Below are 14166 nucleotides of genomic sequence, written 5' to 3' on the forward strand. Positions count from 1 at the left end.
CTTTTTAGGAGAAGGAAAATGGAAGACCCGAGCAGTCAGGATTTGTTACTGCAATTTGTTTTATTAGTTGTTTTGACCTTTTTAAATGCCTTTTTCTCTGCAACAGAAATGGCCATGGTTTCACTTAGTCGTTCACGTGTTGAGCAAAAAGCTGAAGAGGGAGATAAACGCTATATCCGTTTACTAAAGGTACTTGAAAACCCCAATCACTTTTTATCAACCATTCAAGTTGGTATCACCTTAATTACGATCTTGTCAGGGGCTAAACTAGCAGATTCACTTGGAGAGTTGATCGCCTCTTGGATGGGAAATAGCGAAACTGCCTATGCGGTAGCTAGCTTCTTATCATTAGCTTTCTTGACCTATATTTCTATTGTTTTTGGTGAGCTTTATCCTAAGCGAATTGCTCTAAATCTTAAGGATGCCTTGGCTATCCGAACAGTACCGTTTATTATTGCTCTTGGTAAGATTGTGAGTCCCTTCGTTTGGATGCTCTCAGCATCAACTAATCTCTTGAGTCAATTGACACCGATGACATTTGACGATGCAGATGAAAAAATGACTCGTGATGAGATTGAGTACATGTTGTCTAAGAGTGAAGAAACCTTGGATGCTGATGAAATTGAAATGTTACAAGGGATTTTCTCGCTAGACGAGCTCATGGCACGTGAAGTCATGGTTCCTCGAACCGATGCTTTCATGGTAAATATTCAGGATGACACTCAAACCATTATCCAAAGTATCTTAAAACAGAATTTTTCTCGGATTCCTGTTTATGATGGAGATAAGGACAATGTTATTGGATTGATTCATACTAAGAGTCTCCTTAAAGAAGCCTTTGCCAGCGGGTTTGACAATATTGTCTGGAGGCGAATCTTACAAGATCCACTCTTTGTACCTGAAACTATTTTTGTGGATGATTTATTAAAAGAGTTTAGAAATACTCAAAGACAGATGGCTATCCTTCTGGATGAGTATGGAGGTATGGCTGGTCTAGTTACGCTGGAGGATCTCCTTGAGGAGATTGTTGGTGAAATTGATGATGAAACTGACCGAGCTGAAGTTTATGTTTATACAATTGGCGAAGATACCTATATCGTCCAAGGAACAATGAATTTAAATGACTTTAATGCTTACTTTGATGTTGAACTTGAAAGTGATGATGTAGATACAATCGCTGGTTACTATTTGACCGGTGTGGGAACTATTCCAACATCAGAAAAACTTAGCTATGAGTTAGAAAGTAGCAATAAGCATATCACCCTAACTAATGATAAGGTCAAAAATGGACGTGTAACCAAGCTTAAGGTTCAAATTCAAGAACTTGAATCAGAAGAAGAAACAGAATAAAACAAAAGCTTTATCAGAGCAGAACTGATAAAGCTTTTCTAGTAGTTAAAAGAAAAAGACTCCTGTGGGAGCCTTCGATAATATAGAGGCGGTAGACGGATTTGAACCGACGATCAAGCTTTTGCAGAGCCGTGCCTTACCACTTGGCTATACCGCCTTAACTTTTATTATTATACCTTTTAAATTAAATCTCGTCAATAGTTTCTTTTCTGAAAATGTAAGTTTTCCTGCTTTCAAAAGGCATGCGACAAAATATTCTGAAAATTCGTTTACTTTTGAAAGGGAGTGTGGTATAATTAACAGTATCTCATTAATTTTATATAGAGGAGTTAACTAAACATGAAAAAAAGTCGGATTTTTGCGGTAGCAGGGGTTGCCCTACTCGCAACAGGCGTTCTCGCAGCTTGTGGTTCTTCAAAATCATCAAATGCTGAAGCACCAAAAGCCTATGGCTATACTTATACTGCTGACCCAGAAACATTGGACTACCTTATCTCTGGGAAACAAAGTACAAAAGTTGCTACTTCAAATGGTATCGATGGACTCTTTACAAATGATAAGTATGGTAACCTTACTCCTGCAGTCGCTGAAGACTGGTCAGTGTCTCAAGATGGATTAACATACACTTATAAGATTCGTAAAGGTGTAAAATGGCTCACATCTGATGGTGAAGAATATGCAGAAGTAACTGCAAATGACTTTGTTACAGGTTTGAAACACGCAGCCGACAATAAATCAGCCGCTCTTTACCTAGCACAAAATTCTGTTAAAGGATTGGCTGACTATGTATCAGGGAACAATACAGACTTCTCTGCTGTAGGTGTAAAAGCTGTTGATGATTACACTCTTCAATACACTTTGAACCAACCAGAACCATACTGGAACTCTAAATTGTCTTACGCAATCTTCTGGCCTTTGAACGCAGAGTTTGAAAAATCAAAAGGTAAAGACTTTGGTAAGGCAACAGACCCAACATCATTGCTTTACAATGGACCTTTCTTGCTTAAAGGGTTGACGGCTAAGTCTTCTATCGAATTTGCGAAGAATGAACAGTATTGGGATAAAGATAATGTTCACATCGATACTGTAACACTTGCTTATTATGATGGTTCAGACCAAGAGTCACTTGAGCGTAACTTTACAAATGGTGCATACAGTTATGCCCGTCTCTTCCCTACTAGCTCAAACTATTCTAAGGTAGCAGAAACATATAAAGACAATATTTACTATACTCCACAAGGAGCTGGTATTGCTGGTTTGGGTGTTAATATTGACCGTCAAAGCTATAAGTACACATCAAAAACAACTGACGAAGAAAAAACATCTACTAAGAAAGCCCTTCTCAACAAAGACTTCCGTCAAGCTTTGAACTTTGCTTTTGATCGTACTGCTTATTCAGCTCAGCTAAATGGTAAGGATGGAGCAGCCCTTGCTGTCCGTAACCTCTTCGTAAAACCAGAATTTGTTTCAGCAGGTGAAAAAACATTTGGTGACTTGGTCACTGAGAAAGTTGTTTCTTATGGTGATGAGTGGAAAGATGTAAACTTTGCGGATGCTCAAGATGGACTTTACAATGCTGATAAAGCTAAAGCAGAACTAGCTAAAGCTAAAAAAGACCTTGAAGCAGATGGTGTGAAATTCCCAATCCACTTGGATATTCCAGTTGACCAAACATCTAAAAACTATATCGCTCGTATCCAATCATTCAAACAATCTGTTGAGACCGCTTTGGGTACAGATAATGTAGTTATCGATATCCAACAAATCACTACGGATGAATTACACAATATCACGTACTACGCTGCTAGTGCTGCAGCAGAAGATTGGGACCTTTCAGGTGCTGTTGGATGGAATCCAGACTATGATGATCCATCGACTTACCTTGATATCTTGAAATCAACTAATAGTGAAACAACTAAAACCTACATGGGCTATGACAATCCATCAAACCCAGCGGTTGCTCAAGTTGGTTTGAAAGATTACGACAAATTAGTTGATGATGCAGCTAGTGAAACAAGTGACCTTAACAAACGTTATGAGAAATATGCAGCAGCTCAAGCTTGGTTGACAGATAGCTCACTCTTCCTTCCAGTTATGTCATCTTCAGGAGCAGCACCAGTTATTTCTCGTGTAGTACCATTCTCAGCCTCTTACACTCAATCTGGTGATAAAGGTTCAGATGTATACTTCAAGTACCTTAAATTGCAAGCTAACACTGTAACAACCAAAGAGTACAAAGAAGCTCGTGAAAAATGGCTCAAAGAAAAAGCTGAATCAAACGAAAAAGCTCAAAAAGAGTTAGCGAGTCATGTGAAATAAATAATGCTCATCAGAACTTTCTCTCCTAAAGGAGAAGGTTCTTTTGGGATTTTAAAGGAAATAATATGAAAAAATATGTTTTTATGCGTATCTTGCGGTCGTTGGTTTCTATTTTCCTAGTAACGACCTTGATTTACACAATCATCTATACGATGGTTCCACGGAAGTTGATCTTCAAACAAGATACTAACTACAATAAAATTGCGACAACAGCTGATAAACGAGATAACTATGAAAATACTGTCTTTGAGCGTATGGGTTATATCGAATATTACGATACGAAAGAGTTGCAGGAAAAAGCTAGTAGCATTGACTCTTCTGTTACAGTAGATGCAAATGATACAAATAAAGCAATCTATGAAAAATATATCCAACAACTTGGTAATGGTTGGACTCTAGGTGAGTTTACAGAGAGTGGACAATTCTACGCTACACGTGAAATTCCTATTTTTGAGCGTGTGTTCAAATTCTATGCAAACTTGCTTGATATTGACCATACAAACAAGATTCAAGACCCTGAGAATCCTAACTTAGAGCGTTATTTGCGCTTTGAGAATGACCCTGCTATCGGTTGGTCTCTTGTGGGTTCAGGTACTAAACATAAATACCTCTTGTACTTCAATAGTCAGTTCCCATTTGTCCATCAAAACTTTGTCAACTTGAACCTAGGAGATTCTTATCCAACTTATGCCAATACTCCTGTTCTTCAAGTTATTACACAAGGACAAGGACAAACCAAGACTTCTGAAGTTCAATTCCCAACTGGTAAGAAAACATCATCAGTTAATATTTACTCAAGAACTTATAAATCTCCGAGTCAAGCTGATGCTCGTGAAGTAGCGAACTACGGTAAAGATGATCCATATACAGCTACTGAGAGCAACTATCAGTACCCATCTATGATTGCAAGTTCTGCTATCACTGGTTTGATTGGTCTTGCGATTTCATATGCGATTGCGATTCCTCTTGGTTCAGCAATGGCTCGTTTCAAAAACACTTGGATCGATAGTTTCGCTACAGGGACTCTAACTTTCTTGTTGGCTCTTCCAACGATTGCCCTAGTCTATATTATTCGTTTGATTGGTTCTTCAATCGGCTTCCCAGACTCATTCCCAATCTTGGGTGCTGGTGATTGGCGTTCTTATGTCCTTCCTGCAGTGATTCTGGGCTTGCTAGGAGCACCTACTATGGCAATTTGGATTCGCCGTTATATGATTGACTTGCAATCACAAGATTTCGTTCGTTTTGCTCGTGCTAAAGGTTTGTCTGAGAAAGAAATTTCTGACAAGCACATCTTTAAAAATGCTATGGTACCACTCGTTTCTGGTATCCCAGGTTCTATCATTGGTGTTATTGGTGGAGCAACTCTTACTGAAACAGTCTTCGCCTTCCCAGGTATGGGTAAAATGTTGATCGACTCTGTAAAGGCTTCAAACAATAATATGGTAGTTGGTCTCGTCTTTATCTTCACTTGTGTTTCAATCTTCTCAAACCTTATTGGAGATATTTGGATGACCATTATTGACCCACGTATTAAATTGACAGAGAAAGGAGGCAAATAATGTCTACAATTAGTAATGAAAAATTTCAGTTTGTAAAACGTGATGATTATGCCTCTGAAGCAATTGATGCTCCTGCCTACTCATACTGGGGTTCTGTCTTTAGACAGTTTTTGAAGAAGAAATCAACAGTAATCATGCTAGGTATCTTGATTGCAATTGTTTTGATGAGTTTCATTTACCCAATGTTCTCTGATTTTGACTTCAATGATGTAAGTAAGGTAAATGATTTTAGCGCTCGTTACATTAAACCAAATGCTGAGCATTGGTTTGGTACAGATAGTAATGGTAAATCTCTTTTTGATGGTGTCTGGTTTGGAGCTCGTAACTCTATCTTGATTTCTGTCATTGCGACCTTTGTCAACCTTTTTATCGGTGTTGTTATTGGTGGAATTTGGGGGATCTCAAAATCAGTTGACCGTATCATGATGGAAGTCTACAACGTTATCAACAATATCCCATCACTTTTGATCGTTATTGTTTTGACTTACTCTATCGGTGCAGGTTTCTGGAATTTGATCTTTGCCATGAGTGTAACCACTTGGATTGGTGTTGCCCATTCAATTCGTATCCAAATGTTACGTTACCGTGATTTAGAGTACAACCTTGCTTCACGTACCTTGGGAACACCAAGTTACAAAATTATTATGAAAAACATTATGCCCCAATTGGTATCTGTTATTGTTACGAGTACGTCGCAAATGCTTCCAGCCTTTATCTCATATGAAGCTTTCCTATCATTCTTTGGACTTGGCTTGCCAATCACAGTACCAAGTTTGGGACGTTTGATTTCAGATTATTCTCAGAACGTAACAACCAATGCATATCTCTTCTGGATTCCATTGACAACTTTGGTCTTGGTATCCTTGTCCCTTTTCGTAGTAGGTCAAAACCTAGCGGATGCTAGTGATCCACGTACACATAGATAGGAGTAGACATGATAAAAGGAAAAAATGTAATTTTGACTGCTCAAGATATTGTCGTGGAATTTGATGTTCGTGACAAGATTTTGACAGCTATTCGAGGTGTCTCCATCGATTTGATTGAGGGAGAGGTCCTCGCCTTAGTTGGGGAGTCAGGCTCAGGTAAATCAGTTTTGACAAAAACATTCACAGGAATGTTGGAAGAAAATGGTCGCATTGCACAAGGAAGTATTAATTACCGTGGACAAGATTTGACAACCTTATCTTCTCATAAAGAATGGGAAAGCATTCGTGGTGCGAAGATTGCAACTATCTTCCAAGATCCGATGACCAGTCTAGACCCAATCAAGACAATCGGAAGTCAAATCACAGAAGTTATTGTTAAACACCAAGGCAAGACTGCTCAAGAAGCTAAAGAGATGGCTATTGACTATATGAATAAAGTTGGTATTCCGGACTCTGAGAAACGTTTCGACGAGTATCCTTTCCAATATTCTGGGGGAATGCGCCAACGTATCGTTATCGCTATTGCTCTTGCCTGTCGTCCAGACATTCTTATCTGTGATGAGCCGACAACAGCCCTTGACGTGACCATTCAGGCACAGATTATTGATTTGTTGAAGTCACTTCAACACGAATACCACTTTACAACAATCTTTATCACCCACGACCTAGGTGTAGTAGCAAGTATCGCTGATAAAGTTGCGGTTATGTATGCTGGTGAAATCGTCGAGTATGGTACTGTTGAAGAAATCTTCTACGACCCACGTCATCCATATACATGGAGCCTCTTGTCGAGCTTGCCTCAACTTGCGGATGACAAAGGTGAATTGTACTCAATCCCTGGAACACCTCCATCGCTTTATACTGAATTGAAGGGAGATGCTTTTGCTCTTCGTTCAGATTATGCTATGAAGATTGATTTCGAGGAAAAAGCACCTCAGTTTGCAGTATCTGATACTCATTGGGCTAAGACATGGTTGCTTCATGAACAAGCTCCAAAAGTTGAAAAACCATCGGTGATTGCAGATTTACACGACAAGATTCGTGAAAAGATGGGCTTTACACATCTTGAGGACTAGGAGGAAGGAAATGTCTGAAAAATTAGTAGAAATTAAAGACTTAGAAATTTCCTTCGGTGAAGGAAGCAAAAAGTTTGTCGCTGTTAAAAATGCGAACTTCTTTATCAACAAAGGAGAAACTTTCTCACTTGTTGGAGAGTCTGGTAGTGGTAAGACAACAATTGGTCGTGCTATTATCGGTCTAAATGATACCAGCAAAGGTGATATCATCTTTGAAGGTAAAAAAATTAATGGTAAAAAATCACGTGAACAAGCTTCAGAATTAATTCGTCGTATCCAAATGATTTTCCAAGACCCTGCTGCAAGTTTGAATGAACGTGCAACAGTTGACTATATCATTTCTGAAGGTCTTTATAACTATCATTTGTTTAAAGATGAAGAAGAAAGAAAAGAAAAAGTTCAAAATATCATTCGTGAAGTGGGACTTTTGGCTGAACACTTGACACGTTACCCACATGAGTTTTCAGGTGGACAACGTCAACGTATCGGGATTGCCCGTGCCTTGGTTATGCAACCTGACTTCGTTATTGCGGATGAGCCAATTTCAGCCTTGGACGTTTCAGTACGTGCCCAAGTTTTGAACTTGCTCAAGAAATTCCAAAAAGAATTAGGATTGACCTATCTCTTTATCGCCCACGATTTGTCAGTAGTTCGTTTCATTTCTGATCGTATTGCGGTAATTTATAAGGGTGTTATTGTTGAAGTGGCTGAAACTGAAGAATTGTTTAATAATCCAGTTCATCCATACACGCAAGCACTTCTATCAGCTGTTCCTATTCCAGACCCAATCTTGGAACGTAAAAAAGTTTTGAAAGTCTATGATCCAGATCAACATGACTACGAAACTGATAAACCTTCTATGGTAGAAATTCGTCCAGGTCACTATGTTTGGGCAAACCAAGCTGAGTTGGAACGCTATAAAAAAGATTTGAAATAAGAAAAAGTTTTGTAATCTTGATAGAACAATTCTATTAAGATTATGAAACTTTTTTATTTTTGTAAAAAACTAGTTTAAAGATAGACAACTATATACCCGAGAACATGCTAATACTAGTCTTCAATGATTCTTGGATGAGAGATCAAAGAAGCTGTTTTCTTTGAAAGTGTATTGAATCTATGCAGAATGGAATGGATAAAACTACTTTCAGATAAGCTTTTATGAATCTTCAAAATTAAAATCACTTTCTATTTAAAAATCAATCTTGCAAAGCCTACCTATATGTGCTAGAGTTATGGTAACGGTTACAAAATTAAGGAGGGGTTTATGAGAAATCCAGCACTAATAGAAGAAATGAAAACATACAAAGGAAGGGATGAAGTTCCTCATGATTTTGATGCTTTTTGGGATGGAGAGATTGATAAGGTTTCGGTCTTGCCAGATTATCAACTAGAGGAACGTGATTTTCATATTCCAAATGTGAAGTGTTATGAGTTAAGCTTTAAAGGTACCCGTGATGGCCTTGTTTATGCGCGTATAGTCTTACCAAAATCAGAAAAGAAAGTACCTGTCATTTTCCACTTCCATGGCTATATGGGACGTTGCTGGGATTGGACAGATATGCTAGCTTTTACAGTAGCTGGTTATGGTGTCGTATCGATGGATGTTCGTGGACAATCTGGATACTCACAAGATGGCTTGCGCTCACCTCTCGGAAATACAGTTAAGGGCCAAATCATTCGTGGTGCAGTAGAAGGAAAAGAGCAACTCTTCTATAAGGATATCTATCTAGATATTTATCAATTGATTGAAATTGTAGCTAGCTTCCCACAAGTGGATGAGGGGCAATTAGCAAGCTATGGAGCTTCTCAAGGAGGGGCACTAGCTCTAGTGGCTGCGGGGCTAAATCAACGTATCAAGCGTACAGTTGCTATTTATCCATTCTTATCAGACTTTAGAAGAGTGCTAGAGATTGGCAATACCAGCGAAGCCTATGATGAACTCTTTCGTTACTTTAAGTTCCATGATCCATTCCATGAGACAGAAGAGCAGATTATGGAGACGCTCGCTTATATAGATGTAAAAAATATTGCTCATCGCATTAAGGGGGAAGTTCGAATGATTACTGGGCTTGATGATGATGTCTGCTATCCAATCACTCAGTTTGCTATTTACAACCGTTTGACTTGTGAAAAGAGTTATCGTATCATGCCTGAATACGCTCATGAGGCCATGAATGTTCATGTCAATGATCAAGTTTACAATTGGTTGTGTGGTAGTGAGATCCCCTTTACATATCTTGGTCACTAAAAATTGAAAAAAAGCTCTGTAGTTTCGAATGAACTACAGGCTTTTCTTTATGTGACCTAGATAATGAGAAAGTAGTTTCAGGTAGTTTGAAACTTCTAAATATCTTTGAAAGTAAAATCTATTATAGATTATGAAGTCTAAAATTTAGAATATTTATTATATAATATGGTTAAGATAAAAAATGAAAGGAGTATAGCTAGTTGCGAATCTTTTAACTTGGAATTTATAGAAGAGCAACAGCATTTCATCTACAAAGAATGGCAATTTCATTCAATAATACAGTTTCTTATTTGCAGCTAGTCTGAAAGGCTAAAAATTTTAAGCAAAAAAGAAAGCGCTTTATTTTTTAAAAAATAACGGAAGGGAACACATGAATCAGAGAGATTTTAATAGAAAACAGAGATATGGAATTCGGAAATTTGCAGTTGGAGCAGCTTCAGTAGTGATTGGAGCGGTTGTTTTTGGTGCTGCACCAGCTTTGGCTCAAGAGGCGCCATCAACGAATGGTGAAACAGCGGGGCAATCTTTACCAGAATCGCCTAAGGAAGTAGAGACAGGAAGTCTAGCTAATTTAGATAAGGAGCCTGCAGGCCAAGTAACCACAGTAAATAATAGTGGAACAGAAGTGAGCCGTGAAGAGTTGCAAGCAAACCCAGGGTCTGAAAAACCAACAGAAACAGAAGCATCAAACGAAACTCCAGCTACAGAGAGTGAAGAAGAAGTTGGGAACATTCCGCGTGACTTTTATGCAAGAGAGTTGGAAAATGCCAATACTGTTATAGAGAAGGAAGATGTTGAAACGAATCCTTCAAACGGTCAAAGAGTTGACATGAAAGAGGAACTCGATAAGCTTAAAAAACTTCAAAATGCGACCATTCATATGGAGTTTAAACCAGATGCATCTGCTCCACGTTTTTACAACCTTTTCTCAGTTTCTAGTGATACCAAAGTAAATGAGTATTTCACTATGGCCATCCTTGATAACACAGCTATCGTTGAAGGTCGTGATGCAAATGGAAACCAATTCTATGGTGATTATAAAACTGCTCCTTTGAAAATTAAGCCAGGTGAGTGGAACTCTGTAACCTTCACAGTTGAAAGACCAAATGCAGACCAACCAAAAGGTCAAGTTCGTGTCTATGTAAATGGTGTCTTGTCGCGCACAAGTCCTCAGTCTGGTCGTTTCATCCAAGACATGCCAGATGTCAACCATGTGCAAATCGGTACAACGAAACGCACAGGTAAAAACTTCTGGGGTTCTAATCTTAAAGTCCGTAATCTAACTGTTTATGATCGTACTCTTACTCCAGAAGAAGTTAAAAAACGTAGCCAACTTTTTGAAAGAGGAGAGTTGGAGAAGAAACTTCCTGAAGGAGCAGAAGTTACTGATAAACTGGACGTTTTTGAAGGTGGTGAGAACCGCAAGCCAAATAAAGATGGTATTGCAAGCTACCGTATTCCAGCCCTGCTGAAAACTGATAAAGGAACCTTGATTGCTGGTGCAGATGAGAGACGCTTGCATCACTCTGACTGGGGTGATATCGGTATGGTTGTTCGTCGTAGTGATGATAAGGGCAAAACATGGGGAGATAGAATTGTCATCTCAAATCCTCGTGATAATGAGAATGCTAAGAATCCAGAATGGCCATCACCAGTCAACATTGACATGGCCCTAGTCCAAGATCCGAAAACTAAGAGAATCTTTTCAATTTATGATATGTTCCTTGAAGGTAAGGCTGTATTTTCTCTTCCAGGAAAAGCACCACAAGCCTATGAACAAATTGGGGACAAGGTATACCAAGTCTTGTACAAACAAGGTGATGCAGGACGTTATACAATCCGTGAAAATGGTGAAGTCTTTGACCCTGAAAATAGAAAGACAGAATACCGTGTTGTAGTTGATCCTAAGCAACCAGCCTATAGTGATAAGGGTGATTTGTATAAAGGTGAAGAACTGATTGGTAACGTCTACTTTGATTATAGCGACAAGAATATCTTTAGGGTTTCAAACACCAACTATCTCTGGATGTCTTATAGTGATGACGATGGAAAAACTTGGTCCGCACCAAAAGATATTACATACGGCATTCGTAAGGACTGGATGCATTTCTTAGGAACAGGACCTGGTACAGGTATTGCCTTGCATTCAGGACCTCACAAAGGTCGTCTCGTTATCCCAGTCTACACGACAAATAACGTATCATACCTCAGTGGTTCTCAATCTTCACGCGTCATTTACTCAGATGACCATGGTGAAACATGGCAAGCAGGTGAAGCTGTCAATGATAACCGTCCAGTAGGTAACCAAACAATTCACTCTTCAACTATGAATAATCCAGGTGCTCAAAATACGGAGTCAACCGTTGTTCAGTTGAATAATGGAGACCTCAAACTCTTCATGCGTGGATTGACAGGAGATTTGCAGGTTGCAACAAGTAAGGATGGCGGAGCAACTTGGGAAAAAGATGTGAAGCGCTATGCGGATATCAAAGATGTCTATGTTCAAATGTCAGCTATTCATACGGTACAAGACGGTAAGGAATATATCGTTCTCAGCAACGCAGGTGGTCCAGGACGTTACAATGGTTTGGTACACTTGGCACAAGTGGAAGCTAATGGGGATCTAACTTGGCTCAAGCACAATCCTATTCAAAGCGGTAAATTTGCTTATAACTCATTGCAAGATCTTGGAAATGGTGAATTTGGCTTGCTTTATGAGCATGCGACTGCCACTCAAAATGAATACACCTTGTCTTATAAGAAATTCAACTGGGATTTCTTGAGCAAGGATAGAATTTCTCCAACAAAAGCAACTGTGAAAAATGCTGTGGAGATGAGCAAAAATGTCATTGCTTTAGAATTTGATTCAGAAGTATTGGTGAATCAACCACCAGTTCTTAAATTGGCAAATGGGAATTTTGCTACCTTCTTGACGCAGTATGATTCAAAAACCTTGTTATTTGCAGTTAACAAGGAAGATATTGGTCAAGAAATTACAGAAATCATTGATGGTGCAATTGAGAGCATGCATAATTTACCTGTAAGTCTTGAAGGTGCAGGAGTTCCTGGTGGTAAAAATGGAGCAAAAGCAGAAATCCATGAAGTTCCAGAATTTACAGGTGCAGTCAATGGTGAAGGTACAGTTCACGAGGATCCAGCCTTTGAAGGTGGAATCAACGGTGAGGAAGCAGCCGTTCATGATGTGCCAGACTTCTCAGGTGGTGTGAACGGCGAAGTAGCCGCTATTCATGAAGTTCCAGAAATAGAGGTCGAAGAAAATCCACCGGGAACTATTAATGAAGTCCCAGAATTTGAAGGCGGTGTCAATGGTGCTGAAGCAGCCACTCATGAGATTCTAGACTTCGAAGGTGGTGTGAACGGCGAGGAAGCAGCGGTCCATGAAGTTCCAGAAGGTAGTCTAGTAGAAAGTTCAAAAGGGGAGTCTGTCATTCATGATGTTCCAGCTTTTGAAGGTGGCGTCAATGGTGAGGAAGGAGCTAAGTCAGAAAGTCTAGAATTCGAAGGTGACGTCAATGGTGAGGAAGGAGCTAAGTCAGAAAGTCCAGAATTCGAAGGTGGCATCAATGGTGAGGAAGGAGCTAAGTCAGAAAGTCCAGAATTCGAAGGTGGCGTCAATGGTGAGGAAGGAGCTAAGTCAGAAAGTCCAGAATTCGAAGGTGGTGTTAATGGTGAGGAAGGAGCTAAGTCAGAAAGTCCAGAGTTCGAAGGCGGTGTGAATGCAGTAGAATCAGCTAAGTCAGACACTTCAGCCTTTGAAGGTGGCGTCAATGGTGAGGAAGCAACTACATCAGAAAGCCCAGAATTTGAGGGTGGCGTCAATGGAGTAGAGTCTGCTAAGTTAGAAGTTCCAGAGTATGCAGGTAGCGTCAATGGAGTGGAGGCCGCTAAGTTAGAAGTTCCAGAGTACACAGGTGGCGTCAATGGAGTAGAGGCCGCTAAGTTAGAGGTGCCAGAATACACAGGTGGCGTCAATGCAGTGGAATCTTCTAAGTTAGAAGTTCCAGAGTACACAGGCAATGTCAATGGAGTAGAGGCCGCGAAGTTAGAGGTTCCAGAATATACAGGCGGTGTTAATGGAGTAGAGGCTACTAAGTTAGAAGTTCCAGAGTACACAGGTGGCGTGAATGGAGTAGAGGCCGCTAAGTTAGAGGTTCCAGAATACACAGGCGGTGTCAATGGGCTAGAAGCTGCGAGTAGAGAAGTTCCAGCGTATGTAGGTGGTGTAAACAGTGCTGAAGCTGCTGTCCATGAGGTCTCAGAGTATAAGGGAGAACAGTCAATTGTGGTTCAGGCTATGGCACAAGATAAAACTTATCAAGCCCCTGCTGCTCGTCAGCAACTTCTTCCTGAAACAGGAAGTGAAGCTGTTGCTCCTCTTGCATCTCTAGGACTTGTAGGCATGCTCCTAGGTATGTTTGCCATGGGCAAGAAAAAAGAAGATCAATGAAATAGTTAAAATCAACGAAATTCATAGAGAAATTTGATCTTATATTAGAAAGGGTCGTGACTAGAACTAGTTACGGCCTTTTTGATCTAGATAAATCAGGAGTCAAATAGTTAATACTCTTCGAAAATCAAATTCAAATCACGTCAGCTTCGCCTTACCGTATATGTGTTACTGACTTCGTCAGTTCTATCCACAACCTCAAAACTGTGTTTTGAGC

At 39.7% G+C, this 14166-nt stretch carries 8 protein-coding genes and 1 tRNA gene; 8 read left to right on the top strand and 1 reads right to left on the bottom strand.

Annotated elements, in window-relative coordinates:
- Nucleotides 1-18 precede the first annotated feature (18 nt).
- Nucleotides 19-1350 (top strand): hemolysin family protein, encoded by a 1332-nt coding sequence (locus ADM33_RS00665; RefSeq protein WP_049502736.1) that lies wholly within the window; start codon nucleotides 19-21, stop codon nucleotides 1348-1350.
- A gap of 86 nt (nucleotides 1351-1436) precedes the next feature.
- Here the strand turns inward: ADM33_RS00665 and ADM33_RS00670 are convergent.
- Nucleotides 1437-1507, bottom strand: a tRNA-Cys gene (locus ADM33_RS00670).
- Nucleotides 1508-1689: 182 nt separating this feature from the next.
- On the opposite strand from ADM33_RS00670, the gene ADM33_RS00675 reads away from it, so the two are divergent.
- From ADM33_RS00675 to ADM33_RS00705, 7 genes are all read left to right on the top strand, one after another.
- Nucleotides 1690-3669 carry a peptide ABC transporter substrate-binding protein gene (locus tag ADM33_RS00675; protein WP_049502737.1) on the top strand — a complete coding sequence of 660 codons (1980 nt, stop codon included), beginning with the start codon at nucleotides 1690-1692 and terminating at the stop codon, nucleotides 3667-3669.
- Nucleotides 3670-3734: 65 nt separating this feature from the next.
- Nucleotides 3735-5231 carry an ABC transporter permease gene (locus tag ADM33_RS00680; RefSeq protein WP_049502738.1) on the top strand — a complete coding sequence of 499 codons (1497 nt, stop codon included), beginning with the start codon at nucleotides 3735-3737 and terminating at the stop codon, nucleotides 5229-5231.
- Nucleotides 5231-6157 carry an oligopeptide ABC transporter permease OppC gene (gene oppC / locus ADM33_RS00685; RefSeq protein WP_049502739.1) on the top strand — a complete coding sequence of 309 codons (927 nt, stop codon included), beginning with the start codon at nucleotides 5231-5233 and terminating at the stop codon, nucleotides 6155-6157. The genes ADM33_RS00680 and oppC overlap by 1 nt, the downstream gene beginning before the upstream one ends.
- Nucleotides 6158-6165: 8 nt before the next feature.
- On the top strand, nucleotides 6166-7233 hold the full coding sequence (locus tag ADM33_RS00690; protein ID WP_049502740.1) for an ABC transporter ATP-binding protein: 1068 nt from the start codon (nucleotides 6166-6168) through the stop codon (nucleotides 7231-7233).
- A gap of 10 nt (nucleotides 7234-7243) precedes the next feature.
- Nucleotides 7244-8170, top strand: coding sequence for an ATP-binding cassette domain-containing protein (locus ADM33_RS00695; RefSeq protein WP_049502741.1), 927 nt, complete (start codon nucleotides 7244-7246; stop codon nucleotides 8168-8170).
- Nucleotides 8171-8497: 327 nt separating this feature from the next.
- Nucleotides 8498-9481 (top strand): acetylxylan esterase, encoded by a 984-nt coding sequence (locus tag ADM33_RS00700; RefSeq protein ID WP_049502742.1) that lies wholly within the window; start codon nucleotides 8498-8500, stop codon nucleotides 9479-9481.
- Between the two features lie 370 nt (nucleotides 9482-9851).
- Entirely contained in the window at nucleotides 9852-13949 is a 4098-nt protein-coding gene (locus ADM33_RS00705) for an SIALI-17 repeat-containing surface protein (RefSeq protein ID WP_049502743.1), read from the top strand.
- The last annotated feature ends 217 nt before the right edge of the window (nucleotides 13950-14166 follow it).

This window comes from Streptococcus oralis, assembly GCF_001075875.1.
In the GTDB taxonomy this organism is placed as follows: Bacteria; Bacillota; Bacilli; order Lactobacillales; family Streptococcaceae; genus Streptococcus; species Streptococcus oralis_I.